This is a genomic window from Actinoplanes flavus (assembly GCF_017592555.1).
Taxonomy (GTDB): Bacteria; Actinomycetota; Actinomycetes; order Mycobacteriales; family Micromonosporaceae; genus Actinoplanes; species Actinoplanes flavus.
Genome location: NZ_JAGFNS010000003.1, coordinates 157,422 through 174,002, shown reverse-complemented (window position 1 = coordinate 174,002; position 16,581 = coordinate 157,422). Strand labels below are relative to the sequence as shown.

Annotated in this window: 14 protein-coding genes; 5 read left to right on the top strand and 9 right to left on the bottom strand. The window is 72.2% G+C overall.

Going from position 1 to position 16,581, the window contains the following annotated elements; translation table 11 throughout:
- Window positions 1–83: 83 nt before the first annotated feature.
- The gene (locus J5X75_RS06090) at window positions 84–329 is read right to left on the bottom strand and encodes a DUF2630 family protein (RefSeq protein WP_208466296.1); all 246 of its coding nucleotides are present in this window, start codon (window positions 327–329) and stop codon (window positions 84–86) included.
- Between the two features lie 76 nt (window positions 330–405).
- On the opposite strand from J5X75_RS06090, the gene J5X75_RS45870 reads away from it, so the two are divergent.
- On the top strand, window positions 406–996 hold the full coding sequence (locus J5X75_RS45870; RefSeq protein WP_208466295.1) for a sugar O-acetyltransferase: 591 nt from the start codon (window positions 406–408) through the stop codon (window positions 994–996).
- A 508-nt stretch (window positions 997–1,504) separates the two neighbouring features.
- On the opposite strand, the gene acnA is transcribed toward J5X75_RS45870, so the two are convergent.
- Window positions 1,505–4,282: an aconitate hydratase AcnA gene (gene acnA, locus J5X75_RS06080; RefSeq protein WP_208466496.1), complete on the bottom strand. Its 2,778-nt coding sequence runs from the start codon at window positions 4,280–4,282 to the stop codon at window positions 1,505–1,507.
- Between the two features lie 207 nt (window positions 4,283–4,489).
- Between acnA and pulA the strand changes: the two genes are divergently transcribed.
- The 3 genes from pulA to J5X75_RS06065 are packed head-to-tail and all read left to right on the top strand — an operon-like array spanning window position 4,490 to window position 9,297.
- Entirely contained in the window at window positions 4,490–7,621 is a 3,132-nt protein-coding gene (gene pulA, locus J5X75_RS06075) for a pullulanase-type alpha-1,6-glucosidase (protein WP_307797945.1), read from the top strand.
- Window positions 7,622–7,633: 12 nt separating this feature from the next.
- The gene (locus tag J5X75_RS06070) at window positions 7,634–8,743 is read left to right on the top strand and encodes a DUF6891 domain-containing protein (RefSeq protein ID WP_208466293.1); all 1,110 of its coding nucleotides are present in this window, start codon (window positions 7,634–7,636) and stop codon (window positions 8,741–8,743) included.
- Between the two features lie 47 nt (window positions 8,744–8,790).
- Entirely contained in the window at window positions 8,791–9,297 is a 507-nt protein-coding gene (locus J5X75_RS06065; RefSeq protein ID WP_307797944.1) for a hypothetical protein, read from the top strand.
- 1 nt (window position 9,298) lies between these two features.
- Here J5X75_RS06065 and J5X75_RS06060 read toward each other — a convergent pair whose 3' ends face one another.
- Together J5X75_RS06060 and J5X75_RS06055 are read right to left on the bottom strand one after the other, a co-directional pair.
- Complete coding sequence (locus tag J5X75_RS06060; protein ID WP_208466292.1) at window positions 9,299–10,765, bottom strand: aminopeptidase P family protein; 1,467 nt, start codon at window positions 10,763–10,765, stop codon at window positions 9,299–9,301.
- 74 nt (window positions 10,766–10,839) lie between these two features.
- Window positions 10,840–11,439 (bottom strand): superoxide dismutase family protein, encoded by a 600-nt coding sequence (locus J5X75_RS06055; RefSeq protein ID WP_208466291.1) that lies wholly within the window; start codon window positions 11,437–11,439, stop codon window positions 10,840–10,842.
- A 90-nt stretch (window positions 11,440–11,529) separates the two neighbouring features.
- Here J5X75_RS06055 and J5X75_RS06050 point away from each other — a divergent pair, with 90 nt between their 5' ends.
- Window positions 11,530–12,453 (top strand): carbohydrate kinase family protein, encoded by a 924-nt coding sequence (locus J5X75_RS06050; protein ID WP_208466290.1) that lies wholly within the window; start codon window positions 11,530–11,532, stop codon window positions 12,451–12,453.
- 45 nt (window positions 12,454–12,498) lie between these two features.
- Here J5X75_RS06050 and J5X75_RS06045 read toward each other — a convergent pair whose 3' ends face one another.
- The 5 genes from J5X75_RS06045 to J5X75_RS06025 form a co-directional block, all read right to left on the bottom strand.
- Window positions 12,499–13,779 (bottom strand): glycosyltransferase, encoded by a 1,281-nt coding sequence (locus tag J5X75_RS06045; protein ID WP_208466289.1) that lies wholly within the window; start codon window positions 13,777–13,779, stop codon window positions 12,499–12,501.
- A 169-nt stretch (window positions 13,780–13,948) separates the two neighbouring features.
- Window positions 13,949–14,341: a thioesterase family protein gene (locus J5X75_RS06040; protein ID WP_183217649.1), complete on the bottom strand. Its 393-nt coding sequence runs from the start codon at window positions 14,339–14,341 to the stop codon at window positions 13,949–13,951.
- Window positions 14,342–14,350: 9 nt separating this feature from the next.
- Window positions 14,351–15,772 (bottom strand): PH domain-containing protein, encoded by a 1,422-nt coding sequence (locus tag J5X75_RS06035; RefSeq protein ID WP_208466288.1) that lies wholly within the window; start codon window positions 15,770–15,772, stop codon window positions 14,351–14,353.
- A complete protein-coding gene (locus tag J5X75_RS06030) occupies window positions 15,769–16,284 on the bottom strand; it encodes a PH domain-containing protein (RefSeq protein ID WP_208466287.1) in 516 nt (171 codons plus the stop codon). Before J5X75_RS06030 ends, J5X75_RS06035 begins: the two co-directional genes overlap by 4 nt.
- Before the next feature lie 9 nt (window positions 16,285–16,293).
- Window positions 16,294–16,515 (bottom strand): hypothetical protein, encoded by a 222-nt coding sequence (locus tag J5X75_RS06025; RefSeq protein WP_208466286.1) that lies wholly within the window; start codon window positions 16,513–16,515, stop codon window positions 16,294–16,296.
- Window positions 16,516–16,581: the final 66 nt, after the last annotated feature.

Below are 16,581 nucleotides of genomic sequence, written 5' to 3'. Positions count from 1 at the left end.
CTACGCGGGGGGGCTCCGGTGCGGGGCTGGCCGGGGCCCGCCCCGGGGCCGCCGCGCCCCGGGCGCCCGCGACCGGCGCCGGCTCACTGCACGTAGTTCTCCACCTCGTCGACGCTGTGGGCCTGCTCGGCGTCGGGGTCGTTCCCGGCCGAGCGGGCCGCACGGCGCCGGCGCAGCAGGTCCCAGCACTGGTCCAGCGACTCCTCCAGCTCCCGGAGGCGGGTGTGCTCCTCGTCCGAGGAGATCTTGCCATCGCTCAGCTGGCGGCGGAGCGCGTGCTCCTCGTCGACCAGATCGCTGATGCGGCTCAGCACAGTCTTGTCATCCATAGCCGGAGCCTAAGCACCCGGGCCGTGCCGGTGGGCGCTTGCCGCACCGAGTTCACGCCGACATTAGGATCATGTGGTGACGCTTGAGGCTCAGCGGGAGCACATCCTCTCCGGGCGGATGTACAACGACCTGACCCCGGAACTCGTCGGCGCCCGGGCCCGGGCCGTTCTGCTGACCAGCGAATACAACGACAGTTTCGGCCGGCCGCAGGCGGAGCGGGAGGCCCTCCTGCGGCGGCTGCTGCGGTCGGTGGGGCGGGAGTGCCACTTCGAGCCGACGTTCCGGTGCGAGTTCGGGTTCAACATCAGCGTCGGCGACCACTTCTATGCCAACTTCGACTGCGTGATGCTCGACGGCGGCGGGATCACCATCGGTGACCATGTGCTGTTCGGGCCGCGGGTCGGCGTCTACACCTCCAACCACGCGGTCGACGCGGCCGAGCGGGCGGCCGGGGCCTGCTACGCGAAACCGGTCGTCATCGGGGACGACGTCTGGGTCGGCGGCGGCGTCACCATCAACCCGGGCGTGACCATCGGCGACGGGGCGATCATCGGTTCCGGCAGCGTGGTCACGAAGTCCGTCCCGGCCGGCGTGATCGCCGCCGGCGTCCCGGCCCGGATCCTGCGCGAGATCACCGACGCCGACAAGACCGGCTACCGTCCCTGAGCGGCCCACGCGCGGCCGCCGGCATCGCTTCGAAGATCAAGACCGGGCGGTCGCATCGGAGTGGGTGGTACAGACCGCTGCTCCCGCCGAGGGCCGGGCGCGGGCGGCCAGTCGCCTGGCGGCTCCGGAACGGCCACCCCCACCCGGCGACGTGCGTGAGCGGTGACGCTCAACCCCGGCCGGCCCTGAGCGCTGTCTCGAGCCCCTCGCGACGGTGCTGGCGGCCGGTTGGATCTTCGTGGCTGGTTCTCAGGGCTGTTCTGGTGTGTTCGGGGGCTTGGCGGGGTCGGGGTGAGGGGGACCGCTTACGCACGTCGCCCGGGGTGGGGAGCGGTTTGGACGCGCCAGCGGCCAGCGAGTCGCGCCGGGCCCTCGGCGGGAGCAGCGGTCTGTACCCACCACCCCGATGCGACCTCGGGATTTTGATCTTGCAGTTGATCGTGAGGAGGTGCGCAGAAGCGGAACGCCCCGCCCTCCGGGTGCGGAGAGCGGGGCGTTTCGGTGATCGTCAGCCGCGGAGCATCTTGCGGAGGACGTACTGGAGGATGCCGCCGTTGCGGTAGTAGTCCGCCTCGCCGGGGGTGTCGATGCGGACGACGGCGTCGAACTCGATGCCGGTGTCCGTCGTCACCTTGACCGTGCGCGGGGTGGTGCCGTCGTTCAGTTCGGTGACGCCGGCGAACGAGAAGGTCTCGGTGCCGGTGAGGCCGAGCGACGCGGCGTTCTCGCCCTGCGGGAACTGCAGCGGCAGCACGCCCATGCCGATCAGGTTGGAGCGGTGGATGCGCTCGTAGCTCTCGGCGATGACCGCGCGGACGCCGAGGAGCATGGTGCCCTTGGCGGCCCAGTCGCGGGACGAGCCCGAGCCGTACTCCTTGCCGGCCAGGATGACCAGCGGGATGCCGGCCTCCTGGTAGGCGACGGAGGCGTCGTAGATGGTGGTCTGCTCGCCGGTCAGGTGGTTGAGCGTGAAGCCACCCTCGACATCGTTCAGCAGCTGGTTGCGCAGCCGGATGTTGGCGAACGTGCCCCGGATCATGACCTCGTGGTTGCCGCGGCGCGAGCCGTAGCTGTTGAACTCGGCGCGCGGGACGCCGTTGGCCGCGAGGTACTTGCCGGCGGGCGAGTCCGGCTTGATCGAGCTGGCCGGGGAGATGTGGTCGGTGGTGACCGAGTCGCCCAGCTTGGCCAGGACGCGGGCGCCGGTGATGTCGGTCACCGGGCTTGGCTCGGCCTGCATGCCCTCGAAGTACGGGGGCTTGCGGACGTAGGTGGAGTCACCGGACCAGGCGAAGGTGTCGCCGGTCGGGGTGGGCAGCGACTGCCACTGCTCGTCGCCGGCGAAGACGTCCTGGTACGCCGTGGAGAAGCCCTCGGCGCCGATCGCCTGCGCGATGGTCTCGTCGATCTCCTGGTTGGTCGGCCAGATGTCGTCGAGGTAGACCGGCTTGCCGTCCGAGCCCGTGCCGAGCGGCTCGGTGGTGATGTCGATGTCCATCGAGCCGGCCAGCGCGTAGGCCACGACCAGCGGCGGGGACGCCAGGTAGTTCATCTTGACGTCCGGGTTGATCCGGCCCTCGAAGTTCCGGTTGCCGGAGAGGACGCTGACCGCGGTCAGGTCGTTCTCGTTGATGGCGGCCGAGACCTCCTCGGGCAGCGGGCCCGAGTTGCCGATGCAGGTGGTGCAGCCGTAGCCGACCAGGTTGAACCCGATCTTGTCCAGGTAGGGGGTGAGCCCGGCCCGGTCGTAGTAGTCGGAGACGACCTTGGAGCCGGGAGCCAGGGTGGTCTTGACCCACGGCTTGCGGGTCAGGCCCTTCTCCACCGCCTTCTTGGCGAGTAGCGCGGCACCGATCATGACCTGCGGGTTCGAGGTGTTGGTGCAGGACGTGATGGCGGCGATGACGACCGCGCCGTGGTCCAGCTCGTACTCGACGCCGTCCTCGCCCTTGACCAGGGTCGGCTTGGACGTGCGGCCCTGGGCGCCGTTGGCGGCGCTGAAGGCGACCGGCTTGTCGGCCTCGTCGTCCACGCCGTTGGCGGGCGAGTCGGAGGCCGGGAAGGACTCCTCGCTGGCCTCGTCGGCGTGACCGTGCGGCGCGGCGTAGGTCGGCAGCGCGCTACGGAACGCGGACTTGGCCTCGCTCAGCAGGACCCGGTCCTGCGGGCGCTTCGGGCCGGCCAGCGACGGGACGATCGTCGACAGGTCCAGCTCGAGCTTCTCCGAGTAGTCCGGCTCGGCGTTCGGGTCGAGCCACAGGCCCTGGCGCTTGGCGTAGGCCTCGACCAGCGCCACCTGCTGCTCGGTGCGGCCGGTGAGACGCAGGTAGTCGATGGTCTGCTCGTCGATCGGGAAGATCGCGACGGTCGAGCCGTACTCCGGCGACATGTTGCCGATGGTGGCCCGGTTGGCCAGCGGGACGGCGCTCACGCCGGGGCCGTAGAACTCGACGAATTTGCTGACCACACCGTGCTTGCGCAGCATCTCGGTGATGGTGAGCACCAGGTCGGTGGCGGTGGTGCCGGCCGGGGCCTCGCCGGAGAGCTTGAAGCCGACGACCCGCGGGATCAGCATGCTGACCGGCTGGCCGAGCATGGCGGCCTCGGCCTCGATGCCGCCGACGCCCCAGCCCAGCACGCCCAGGCCGTTGACCATGGTGGTGTGCGAGTCGGTGCCGACCACGGTGTCCGGGTAGGCCTGGCCGTTGCGCTCCATGATGGTGCGAGCCAGGTACTCGATGTTGACCTGGTGCACGATGCCGGTGCCCGGCGGGACGACCTTGAACTCGTTGAACGCGGTCTGGCCCCAGCGCAGGAACTGGTAGCGCTCGCGGTTGCGCTGGTACTCCAGCTCCACGTTGCGCTGGAAGGCGTCCTCGCGGCCGAACAGGTCGGCGATGACCGAGTGGTCGATGACCAGCTCGGCGGGGGCGAGCGGGTTGACCTTGGTGGGGTCGCCGCCCAGGTCCTTGACGGCCTCGCGCATGGTGGCCAGGTCGACCACGCAGGGAACGCCGGTGAAGTCCTGCATCAGCACCCGTGCCGGGGTGAACTGGATCTCGACACTCGGGTCGGCGTTCTGATCCCAGCTGCCGAGCGCGTTGATGTGGTCGGCGGTGATGTTCGCGCCGTCCTCAGTGCGCAGCAGGTTCTCCAGGAGGATCTTCAAGGAGTAGGGCAGGCGATCGTGCCCCTTCACCTTGTCGATCGTGAAAATCTCGTAGCTCGCGTCTCCGACGCGCAGCTCGCTCTTCGCACCAAAGGTGTCGAGGCTGGCCACCGTCATCTCCTTCACACCCAGCGACTGGAAGTCAAGTCTTTCGCACCGAAAGGGCGACCTTCGGGTTAGGTTTGCCTAACTCTCGGTTGTGCGTGTCCGGTAAACCGTACGTCCGTCTTGTAAGCCTGTGCAAGGCGGGTCCCACCGGCCGAGTCTTCCAGCCCTTCATCGGGACGCCCGGAAAATGTCGTATCCCGCTGCGATGATGTGCCGGTGACAGGAGGCGATCCGCGGTGGCTGATCGTGCACTACCGGCGCGACGACGGTGACTACGCGGACTGGGTGCTGCACGCCTGGGGTGACCTCGAGCCCGGCGCCGGCCCGGCCTATCCCGGCGGCGTCCCGTTCGCGGGAGAGGACGAGTGGGGCCGCTTCGCCTGGGTGCCGCTGTCCCGCGACGCGCAGAAGGTCGGCTTCCTGGTGCTCCATCGCGGGGGCGTCAAGGACGTCGAGGTCGACCGATGGGTCTCGATCCGCGAGGCGAGCGAGATCTGGCTCACCGCCGGTGACCGTGCGGTCTCCACCGTCGCGCCGGAGACCACGCCGTCCGCCCCCACCACCGTGGTGATCCACTACCGGCGGCCCGCCGGCGACTACGCCGGATGGGGCCTGCACTGCTGGGAGGGCGTCTTCGTCAAGGACCGCACCCGCTGGGGCACACCGCTGGCGCCCACCCGCTTCGACGCGTTCGGTGCGGTCTTCGAGGTTCCGGTCCGGCCCGACGGCGTCGGCCTGCGCTACGTGCTGCACCGCGGCGAGGAGAAGGATCTGCCCGACGACCAGCGGCTCGACCTCACCGTCTGCCGGGAGGTGTGGCTGACCGCCGGGGTGAGCGCGCCGGTCCGCCCCGACCTCGGGACCCTCGGCCCGGAGCGGGACCCGGCCCGCGCGCACGCCGTCTTCATCGACCGGACCACGGTGGCGCTGCCCGACTGGTTCGCCGCCCGCGCGGCCGCGTTCACGCTGGGCGGGCTGCCCCTGGCGCCCCGGCCGGGCGGCCTCTTCCCGGCGCAGAGCCGGCGCTTCCCGCACCTTCGGGCATACCGCGCCTTCGCCGTCCCGGAGACCGATCTGGACCCGCTGCTGCGGGACCGTCTGCTGGTCGAGGGGCGGGACCACGCGGGTGCGGTGGTCGCGGTCACCGCGGTGCAGCTCGCCGGGGTGCTCGACGACCTCTACGAGGCCGCCACCGGGGCCGAGCTGGGCCCGGTGTTCGAGGACCACGACCGGCCCCGGATCTCGGTGTGGGCGCCGACCGCCCGCACCGTGGAGCTGGAGCTGTTCAAGGACCCCGCCGACGAGCCACGGGTCCTGCCGATGGAGCGCGACGACACCACCGGCGTCTGGTCGGTCACCGGCCGGCGCAAGTGGCTCGGCCGGTGGTACAGATTCCGCGTCCAGGTGTGGCAGCCGGCCGCACAGCGGATGGTGACGACCAGTGTGACGGACCCGTACTCGGTATCCCTGGCCACCGACTCCACCCACAGCCAGCTGATCGACCTGGACGATCCGGCGCTGCGCCCGCCCGGCTGGGACACCCTGGTCAAACCGCCGCCGGTGGCACCGGCCCGGATGCAGATCAGCGAGCTGTCGGTGCGCGACTTCTCCATCCTGGACGGCTCGGTGCCGGTCGCCGAGCGCGGCACCTACCTGGCCTTCACCCACCCCGAATCGGCCGGGATGCGCCATCTGCGCTCGCTCGCCGAGGCCGGGCTCACCCACGTGCACCTGCTGCCGGTCAACGACTTCGCCACCGTGCCGGACCGCCGCGCCGACCAGTCGGTGCCCGCCTGCGACCTGGCCACGTTCCCACCGGACTCGCCGGAGCAGCAGCGGGCCGTCATGGCGGTCGCCGACACCGACGGGTTCAACTGGGGTTACGACCCCTGGCACTGGACGGTGCCGGAGGGCGGTTACGCCACCGACCCGGCCGGACCGCACCGGATCGTCCAGCTGCGCCGGGCGGTGATGGCCCTCAGCGCGGCCGGGCTGCGGGTGGTCCTCGACGTCGTCTACAACCACACCATGCACGACGGGCTCGGCCGGTTCAGCGTCCTCGACCGGATCGTGCCGGGCTACTACCACCGGCTGCTCGCCGACGGCAGCACCGCCGAGTCCTCCTGCTGCCCCAACACCGCGACCGAGCACGCCATGATGGACCGGCTCGTCGTCGACTCGCTGGTCACCTGGGCACGGCACTACCGGATCGACGGGTTCCGGTTCGACCTGATGGGCCACCACCCGAAGGCGAACATCCTGCGGGTCCAGGAGGCGCTCGGCCCCGGGGTGGTGCTCTACGGGGAGGGGTGGAATTTCGGGGAGGTGGCCTATGACGCCCGGTTCGTCCAGGCCACCCAGGTCAACATGGCCGGCACCGGCGTCGCCACGTTCAACGACCGGCTGCGGGACGCGCTGCGCGGCGGCGGGGCGTTCGGCGACGACCCCGGGGTGCGCGGGTTCGCCACCGGGCTCGGCTCGGCCACACCGCTGTGGCTGCACGACCGGATCAAGGTGGGGCTGTCCGGGGCGCTCCTGACGTACCGGTTCGTCAACCACGACGGGGTGGAGCGCAGCGGCGCCCAGATCGACTACAACGGCTCACCGTGCGGCTACGCCCACGACCCCGGCGAGGCGGTCAACTATGTGGACGCGCACGACAACGAGATCCTGTACGACGCGATGGCCTTCAAACTGCCCCACGGCACGTCCCAGCTGGACCGCGCCCGGATGCAGGTCCTCGCTCTGTCCTTCGTGGTGCTGGGCCAGGGCGCCGGCTTCGTGACGCTCGGCACCGAGCGGCTGCGGTCCAAGTCGCTGGACCGCAACTCCTACAACTCCGGTGACTGGTTCAACCAGATCCGCTGGGATCCGGGCCTGGGCAACGGGTTCGGCGTGGGCCTGCCGCCGGAGCCCGACAACGGCGACAAGTGGGACTACGCCCGTCCGCTGCTCGCCGACCCGGACCTGGTGCCCCGGCCCGACGTGATCGAGCTGACCGCGGACCGCTACCGGGAGTTGCTCCGCATCCGCCGCTCCTCGCCGGTCTTCGGGCTGGCAGACGCCGAGGAGGTGCAGCGGCGCCTGTCGTTTCCGCTGGGCGGCCCGCAGGAGTCACCCGGCGTGATCGTGATGTGCCTGGACGGGACCGGGCTGGACGCCCGCTGGAGCCGGGTCGTGGTGGTGTTCAACGCCACCGCCGAGCCGGCCCGGCCGGGGCTGCCCGATCCCGGGTCGTTGCGCCCGCACCCGGAGCAGGCCGCGTCAGCCGATCCGGTCCTACGGTCCGCCACGCCGCACGAGGTGCCGGCCCGGTCGGTCGCGGTCTTCGTCAGTGACACCGTCTGAGCAGGGAGATACATGTTCGTCGAGGAGAACGTACGGGTTGCCGTGGCGCGTGGCGAGCACGACTGGATCACCCTGGTGGAGGAGTGCGCCGAGGACTTCAGCGGCGAGGTCGCACCGGAGGAGATCCGAGCGCTGGCCACCCGGCATTTCGCGGCCCACCTCGAGGCGCAGGTGGGCTGGCCCCGGCGGACCGACAGCGACCGGCTCACCGACGCGTTCCGGGCGCTGGACGCCGCCGGCATCACCGCCCGGCAGGACTTCTCCTGCTGCCAGAACTGCGGGGTCGCCGAGCTGCGCGACGCCCCGGGCCGGGGATTCGTCTTCTACCACCAGCAGGACGCCGAGCGGGCGGCCGGCGGCGGCAGCCTGTGGCTCGCCTTCGGGCCGGACGTCGAGGCCGGGCGTGAGGTGGTGGCCGCGCTGCGCGCCGAGGGCCTGCACGTGGACTGGGACGAGTCGGCCGGCCAGCGGATCCACGTGCGGCTGCGGTGGGCCCGCCCCCGGTACGGGCGGATGGCCGCCCACCCGTCGGAGCCGGGCGGCCGGGAGATCGGCGTCGAGGTGGTCCGCGGCCGGCACCGCGTCCCGGGGCGGCTCCCGGCGGCCGTGCTCGGCGAGGTCGAGCTGCCCTGGCTGCCCGCCGGGGTCGAGCTGGAGCTCACCGACGGCGACCGGACGGTGGCGGTGCACCGGGAGTTCGACCGGTTGATCGGCGACGGCCGCGCGGTGGGCCGGTTCGACGGGCTGCGGCTGCTGGCGGACGGCGAGATCGGTGAGCCGCCGGCCGAGGCGGGGCTGATCGAGGTGACGTACCAGACGCTGCCCGGTGGGCCCGCCGAGTCCGCCGGGCGGCCGATGACGATCGCCGAGGTCACCGATGTGCTGCGGCGGCTGCCCACGCGGACCGGGTCGTGGCTCAGCGCGGTCGGCCGGTCCGGCGGGTGCGTGCAGGTGGTCTGGGAGGAGGCCGGGCTGTGGCTGGAGACGCCGGATGTCGAGGCGGCCGCGTCGGTCGGCAAGCACACCACCCTCGACGACGCGGAGCGGATGCTCGGCGTGCTGGCCGATGAGGACCGGGTCGCCGTCCGGGAGCTGCCCGGTGTGATCAGCCGGCCGTGGTGACGAGCCGGGGCACGGTGGACGGGCGCGGCTGCGCTAGATTGCGCCGCGTGGGAGTTCTGCGGTTCGAGCGGGTGCTGTGTGCGGTGGTCGTGGCCGGGCTGGCCGGGGGATGCACGTCCTCTCCGGACAGTGAGCCGGTGATTCAGGATCCGCCGCCGTCGGTGGCCGCGTCCGCGCCGGCCTGGACCGAGCCTTCGGCCTACAGCTTCGTGCTGACCCGGGGTTGTGACACCGCCGCACCGCTGGGGCGCTACCAGGCCACCGTCTCCGGCGGGAAGGTGACCGGCTCGCAGCGGATCGGCGCCTCCGCCGCGGCGCCGACCGCCTCGGCCGCCGTCGACCTCGGCCCGGCGACCGGGCAGGAGGGCGAGGAGATCGAGGTGCCGACGCTGGGCGAGCTGATCGCCATGGCGGAGACCGCCGAGGAGGACGGGGCCGAGGTGGCCACCGAGTTCGACCTCTCCGACGGTCATCCGGCCAAGGTGACCATCAACGTCACCGACACGGCGGCCGGCGCCGAGTGCTGGATCATCTCCGACTACCGGAGGCAGTGACTCAGCCGGGCAGGCGAGGACCCGCCTCACGCTGCGCCGCGAGCCACTGCTCCACCTCGCCGGAGGAGCGCGGCAGACCCGCCGACAGGTTGCGGCAGCCGTCCGCGGTCACCAGGACGTCGTCCTCGATGCGGACGCCGACGCCGCGCAGCTCCTCGGGCACCAGCTCGTCCTCCGGCTGGAAGTAGAGGCCCGGCTCGACGGTGAGCACGTAGCCCTCCTTCAGCTCGCCCTCCCGGTACGTCTCGTTGCGCGCCGCCGAGCAGTCGTGCACGTCGATGCCGAGCATGTGGCCGAAGCCGTGCAGGGTCCACCGCCGGTAGATCGTGCTGTCGTCGGCCATCGCCTGGTCCACCCCGACCGGCAGCAGGCCCAGGTCGTGCAGGCCCTCGGCGAGCACCCGCATGCAGACCTTGTGCACGTCGCGGAAGACCACGCCCGGCTTGATCGCGTCCATGCCGGCCTGCTGGGAGGCGTGGACGATGTCGTACACCTGCCGCTGCAACGGGGTGAAGACGCCGTTGACCGGCACCGTGCGGGTGACGTCGGCGGTGTAGAGGTTGTGGCCCTCCACGCCCATGTCCATCAGCAGCAGCTCACCCGGCACCGTCACGCCGGTGTTGCGCACCCAGTGCAGGATCGTCGCGTGCGGGCCGGCGCCGACGATCGAGGTGTAGCCGACGTCGTTGCCGTCGTGCCGGGCGCGCAGCCCGAACACGCCCTCCAGCAGCCGCTCCCGGACACCCCGGTCGGCCGGCAGGACGCGGGCCACGTCTTCGAAGCCGCGCACCGTGGCGTCGATGGCGGCCTGCAACTGGGCGATCTCCCACTCGTCCTTGACCAGCTTCAGCTCGGAGATCACGTGGGCCAGCTCGCGGTCGCGGAGCTTGGCACGATCCGGCTCGTACGGCAGGACGGCACGGTCCACATGCGGGTCCAGCCCGCGCAGCACCCGGGTCCGGCCCGGCGCCGCCCCGGCCAGCGCCGGGCCCAGGTCACCGAGGGCGGCGGTGGGCAGGCCCAGCTCGGTCGACTTCTCGGCCAGCGTGTGGGTGCGCCCGACCCAGAGCTCGCCGTTGCGGTCGCGGAAGAAGCGGTCGGTGTCCTTGGAGTTGCGCTGCCGGGTGTAGAGCACCGCGTCGTGGCCGGAGCCGCTCGGGTGCAGGATGAGCACGCTGTCCGGGTCGTGGTCACCGGTCAGGTAGAAGAAGTCGCTGCCCGGGCGGAAGTGGTAGTCGGTGTCGTTGGCCCGCACCTTCTCGTTGCCGCTCGGGATGACCAGCGTCTCGCCGGGGAACGCCTCGGAGAGCGCGGCCCGCCGCTTCGCGTAGTTGGGCACCTCGGGCCGGGGCGTGACGGTGAGCGGATCCTCCCGCCAGCCCTGGCGCATGAAGCTCAGGAACGCCTCGGGGAAGTCCGGGTCGTGCGACTCGGTCTTGGGCTGGGTGCCGCTGTTCTCGGCCGTCATGGGTGCCTCCGTTCTCGGTGCCACCGACGTTACCGCCTGGGCCGCCCGGCCCGGCAGGGCCGGGCGGTGTTCGGTCAGCGGCCGCTCCGTTCCCCGTACGCCGGCAGCGCGTCCCTGGTCAGGCAGGCCAGCCGGGCCCCCGCGGTGCCCGCCTCACCCGGCCCGGTGTGGGTGTGTTCGGCGTGCAGCACCAGCGACCACGGCGCCCGTTTCCGGTCGAACGTCCACTCCTGCGCGCTCACCGAGCGGCCCACCCCGTTGCGGCCGGCGGTGAGGTCCAGCCAGACCTCGTTGCGCGGGTTGGCGTAGGCCGGGTCCACCGACGGGCGGCCCGGTCCGGCGGCCGGATCCGGGCGGTGCTGGTAGTGCGGCCCGGCGGCGGCCGGATCCTCGCCGCACGGGCTGGTGTGCAGGTGCGCCCCGTAGACACGGCCGGGGATCAGGCCGGTGGCCAGCAGCTTCACCCGTACCCCTGCCGGGGTCTTCTCGACCGTGACCGTGGCCCGCGCGCCGGGCGGGACCAGCGCGGGTTGGTAGGTGACCGCGGTGGCGCCCGCGTGCCAGCGCTGGAATGTCCCCTCGTACTCGAACCTGGGCGCGGCGGCGTTCGCGGCGGGCGTGGCGAGCAGGCTCAGCGCGAGCGGCGCCGTGAGGATCAACAGACGACCATTCATCCGGTAATTATCCCAAATTCACCCATATCGGCCCGCTGATCGTGGGTCCTGGCCCGTCGGTGCCCCGCGCCGGATGAGAGGCTGACCGGCATGGGCTACGCGATGGTGATGGGCGAGGCGCTGGTCGATCTGCTCGAGGCCGATCTCGACGGCGAGCGCGTCTACCGCCAGGCGATCGGCGGCGCCCCGCTCAACGTGGCCGTCGGCGTGGCCCGGCTGGGCGGCGAGGCACGCTACGCCGGCACGCTGAGCGACGACACCCTCGGCGACCGGATCGCCGCCTTCCTCCGCGAGACCGGCGTCGGCGATCGAGGGGTACGCCGGGTGCCCGTCCCCACCACCCTGGCCGTGACCACCTTCGAGGGCGCCGAGCCGGCCTTCACCTTCTACGGCGAGCCGCCGTCCTACGCCCTGCTCGCCCCCGCCGACCTGGATCCGGCCGAGGTGGCCGGCGCCGCGGTCCTCTACACCGGCTCGATCAGCCTGCTGCGCCGCCCGTTCCTGGACGCCGCCCGCGCCGCCTGGGCCGTCCCCGGCCCACTGCGCGTCTTCGACCCGAACGTGCGGCCCACCCTGCTGCCCGGTGCCGCCGCCGTGACCGCGCTGCGTGAGCTCGCCGAGGAGTTCTTCGCCACCGCCGACCTGGTCAAACTGAGCGCCGCCGACGCCGTGACGCTCTACGGTGAACCCGGCCCGGCGGCCGCCGCCGCGCACATCCGCTCCCTCGGCGCGGCCACCGTCGTGGTGACCGACGGCGCGCGGGGAGCCCACCTCGCCACCGCGGACGGCGCCGTCACACTTCCCGCGCCGCAGGTCGGCGCGGTCGACGCCACCGGCGCCGGCGACTCGGTGATGGCCGCCCTGATCAGCCGCCTGCTCACCGACGGCGGACCCACCACGGCGGACCACCTCGGCTTCGCCCTGTCGGTGGCCGGCCTCGTCTGCGAACGCCGGGGCGGCGCCACGGCCATGCCCACCCCGGCCGACCTGGAGGCCCGCTGGGGCGTCCGCTGAGGAGCGGGACCCCTCCCGGTACGCCCACGGCGCACCGCCTCGTCCTCAGCGCCGTTTCCGCGCCCCGGCCCCGATGGGCTCGCGGGTGAGGGTGGCCGCGGTCTGGCTCTCGGCGCCGATGCTGTCGGCGGTACGGGTGAGCCAGCCCTGCCTGTTCATGGTCAGGAAGGCGTACATCTTGATCGGGATCGCGATGAAGACGACCACCAGCGCGGTGACCGGCAGGAGCAGGATCTCCCGCGGGTGGCGGCGCAGGTGTGAGTAACCGCGGATGCCCCGGCCGAGCAACAGCCAGATCGAGACGAGCGCGATCGAGTGAGCGGTCGGTTCGAGCCGGCTGACGAGCACGTAGCCCAGCGTCAGGCTCATCGTGATCGGGGTGAGCAGGTACTGCAACACGGTGATCTTGGTGACCGCCGGGGTGCGCCAGAGCCAGCCCTTCCACAGTGCCGTCAGGTAGCAGCGGTACGAGTTCCGGTTCCACCGGACCCGCTGCTTGACGAAGGCGCGCAAGGACGACGGGGACATCGTCAGCACCTTGGCGGTCGACTGGTGCACCGTCCGGTAGCCCTGCGCCAGCACCAGCCAGGTGAGCCGGACATCGTCACCGGCGACGCACCGGCGGCCGAGGAAGAACTCGTCCTCCAGGTGGTTCAGCACCGGCAGGATCGCCGAGCGGCGGTACCCGGCGGTACGGCCGGAGAGGCAGGTGACGGCGCCGGCGCGTCCCATCGCCGGCATGTTGTCGTAGTGGCGCAGATTGGCCAGCCAGTCCGCGATCCGGCGCCAGATGCTGCTGGTGCGCTGGTACACGTTCTGCTGGGTGCCGACGCCACCGACCCGCGGGTCGGCGAAGGGCATCTGCACGGCGTCGAGCAGGCCGGGCAGCCAGCGGGTGTCGGAGTCGACCAGCGCCACCAGCTCGCCGGTGGCGGCACGGATGCCGACGCCGAGGGCGGAACGCTTGCCGCGGTGAACGAAGGGGATGACGCGCAGCCGAGGGTCGTCCACCTCGGCGAGCCGGCGGATGACCTCGTGATCGTCGACGTCCGGAACGACGATGACCTCGGTGGGGTTCTGTTCCAGCCACGTGTCCAGGCAGTCGAGCAGGATGTCCGGGTCTTCCCGGTAGGCCGGAACGACCACCGAGACCGAGCTGCGGAAGTCGTTGACGGTCGGGCGGGCGAGGCGGGACAGCGTCACCCGGTAGATCCAGAGAGACCAGGAGACGATGCCGGCCAGGGCGAGCAGCACGATGTCACGCCGGCTCATCCCGCCGATGGCCGGGACCGCGGCGGACCAGGCGACGTCGAGGAAGTGGGACACGGAACGATCTCCTCGGGAGCGACCAAGGACATCGGCGACCAGCCGGGCGGCGGTTCGGAGCCTCGCCCACGGCCTTCAATGGACCGTCTGAGAATATCCCGTCTTCACGCCATTTTTCGGTCATCAGATGATCATCGTGTCCGGTGGTCCTTCGCCGCGCCGGCCGGGATCAGTCGCCGAACGCGCGGGCGATGAAGCGCTGCCGGTCGAGGACGACCCGCTCCAGGCGGACCTCGGCCACCAGCAGCTCACCGTCGTGGACGGTCACCTCGAAGAGGAGCTTGCGCCCGTCCACCTTGGTCAGCGTGGCCTGCGCGACGACCCGGCGCCCGAGCGGGGTGGGCGCCCGGTGCTCGACCTCCGCCCGGGTGCCGACCGTGGTGATCCCGCCGGGGATCTGGCGGGCGGTCGCCGCGACCGTCGCCGCCTCGGCCAGGGCGAGCACCCGGGGCGTGCCGAGCACCGGCACGTCACCGGAGCCGAGGGACTGTGCGGTGTCGGCGTCGGTGACCAACAACTCGACCCGGGCACTGAGACCGGGCGCGAACTCCGGAGGCTCCATTGGCAAAGCTTAAGGCCGTCCGGGCGGTTGCCAGAACGTCTCGGCCACCGGCGCCGCCGATCCGTCCGCAACCGGACTCGCGCCGCCACCGCCGGCGCCGACCGGGGTGGCACGGGCGCGGCGGGCGCGCAGGGCGAGCTGATCGGCGATGGCGTAGGCCTCGGCCAGGGGCCGGTCGTGGGCCGCGCCGGCGTGACCGCCGGCGGTGTCCGCGTACACCGTGGCCAGTCCGAGGCGGCGCTGCACCGGGCCCTGGACGACGCGGACACTCTGCATCCGGGCGTACGGGATCAGGGTCGTCTCGCGGGTGACCCGCCCGGAGCGGGAGACGAAGACGTCGGCCGCCAGGCCGGCGCCCAGGAAACGCAGCCCGAAGGGATGCAGCAGGCGGGCCCGCGGCGGGGGCGGCGAGGTGGCCAGGGTGGCCAGGTCGACGCCGGGCAGCGCGGCGGCGACCAGGGCGCGTGCGGTCGGCAGGTCACCGACCGGCATGAGGCGGTCGGAGCTCTTGTCGTCGCCGGGATCGGGACCGGACAGGCCGGCGATGTCCATCCGCAGGCGCATCCACCCCTTGGCCCGCCAGAGGAACGGCCAGGTGACCCGCACCGCCTGCACCCGGCGCGGCGGCACCACCTGACTGCGCGTCTCGGTGAGGCCGTAGTGCAGCACCAGCCGCTCGCCGCCCTCCCGGGCGAGCTGGAAGTCCCAGTCGCGCAGCACTCGCCGGATCGGCTGGAGGAGGACACCGGCCATCGCGGTCACCGTGCTGGCGATGCCGATGAACGTCCACGAGCCCTCCAGCAGGAACTGGGCGGCGACCCAGGCCACACCGAACGGCAGGAAGATCGCCTGCGGGGTGAGCAGCTGGCTGATCAGCAGATCGTGGTTGCGGACCCGGTAGAGCGGCGCGGCGCCGGCCGGCTGGTCCGGCCCGGCGGTGTCCACCGGGGCGGCCCGCCCGGACAGCGCCAGCAGCCGCTCCCGGAGGGTGGCCGCGTCCCGCACGGTGAGGTAGGCGAGCGGGGCCTCCGCCTTGTTGCCGCCGACCACCTCCAGCCGCAGCTCGGCCAGGCCGCTGAGCTGGGCGAGCAGGGGCCGGCGCAGCTCCACGGCCTGGAGCCGGTCGAGCGGGATGGCCCGGTTGCGCCGCCAGACCAGGCCCTCGGTGATCCGCAGCTCGCGGGCGACGACGTGGTACCCGGTGTTCCACCAGCCGACCGCCGAGAAGATCACCACCCCGACCGCGAGCGCCAGCACGATGAGCGCGAAGTCGGTCGGCCCGATCTGCCCGAGGGTCTGCCAGGAGAGCGCCGCCACGATCACGACGATGCTCTTGGCGCCCTTCAGCAGCGGGCTGAGCGGGTGCAGGCGACGGCGTGGCTCGATCTCCGGCGCCGGCCCGGAGGGGGCGGGAGGTCCGGTGTCGCTCACAGGCCCTCGGCCCGGTCCTCGCCGAGGGCGGTGAGCCGGTCCCGGAGGCGGGCCGCCTCGTCCGGCGGCAGCCCGGGCACCCGGGCGTCGCTGGCCGCCGCGGCCGTGTGCAGTTGCACCGTGGCCAGGCCGAACGCGCGCTCCAGCGGCCCGGCGGTGACGTCCACGTACTGCATTCGCGCGTACGGCACGATGGAGAGGTGGCGGACCACCAGGCCGTGCCGCACCAGCAGGTCGTTGTCGCGCTCGGCGTAGCCCCAGGCCCGGACCGCCCGGACGGCCACGCCGGCACGCCAGAGGCCGAGGACGACGACCGCGGCCATCCCCCACAGCCACGCGGTCTGGCCGCCGATGATCCGGCCGGCGAGCAGGCCGCCGAGCAGCACGACGGTCCAGGTGGCGACGCCGATCAGGTGCACGGCGATCAGCCGGCTGGACAGCGGGCGCCAGGTGACGGTGTCCGGCCAGGGTTCGAGGGCATCGACGACGGTTCGCGCGGGCGGCTCGCTCACCCTTGAAGCCTAAGAGACGATCGCCTCTCCCGACGAGGTGAAGGGTTCGACCTCACGCAGGAACCCACGGGCCTCCAGGAAGGAACCGAGCGAGGCCCGGTGCTCGTCGCAGGCCAGCCAGGTCTTCCGCCGCTCCGGAGTGTGGATCCTCGGGTTGTTCCACCGCAGCCGCCAGACCGCGGGCGCACGGCAGCCCTTGGCGGAACACTGGGGGGAGATCTCCTCGACCATGCCGTAGACATTACGGAACGGGAGTCTTAGCGCCGGGCGGCCACGGGGGAAGCCGCCCGGCGACGA

Excerpts from the sequence above, each read along its gene's own strand:
- acnA (WP_208466496.1), bottom strand. The coding sequence starts at position 4,282 with ATGACGGTGGCCAGCCTCGACACCTTTGGTGCGAAGAGCGAGCTGCGC.
- J5X75_RS06090 (WP_208466296.1), bottom strand. The coding sequence starts at position 329 with ATGGATGACAAGACTGTGCTGAGCCGCATCAGCGATCTGGTCGACGAG.
- J5X75_RS06070 (WP_208466293.1), top strand. The coding sequence starts at position 7,634 with ATGTTCGTCGAGGAGAACGTACGGGTTGCCGTGGCGCGTGGCGAGCAC.
- J5X75_RS06040 (WP_183217649.1), bottom strand. The coding sequence starts at position 14,341 with ATGGAGCCTCCGGAGTTCGCGCCCGGTCTCAGTGCCCGGGTCGAGTTG.
- J5X75_RS06055 (WP_208466291.1), bottom strand. The coding sequence starts at position 11,439 with ATGAATGGTCGTCTGTTGATCCTCACGGCGCCGCTCGCGCTGAGCCTG.
- J5X75_RS06050 (WP_208466290.1), top strand. The coding sequence starts at position 11,530 with ATGGGCTACGCGATGGTGATGGGCGAGGCGCTGGTCGATCTGCTCGAG.
- J5X75_RS06025 (WP_208466286.1), bottom strand. The coding sequence starts at position 16,515 with ATGGTCGAGGAGATCTCCCCCCAGTGTTCCGCCAAGGGCTGCCGTGCG.
- J5X75_RS06060 (WP_208466292.1), bottom strand. The coding sequence starts at position 10,765 with ATGACGGCCGAGAACAGCGGCACCCAGCCCAAGACCGAGTCGCACGAC.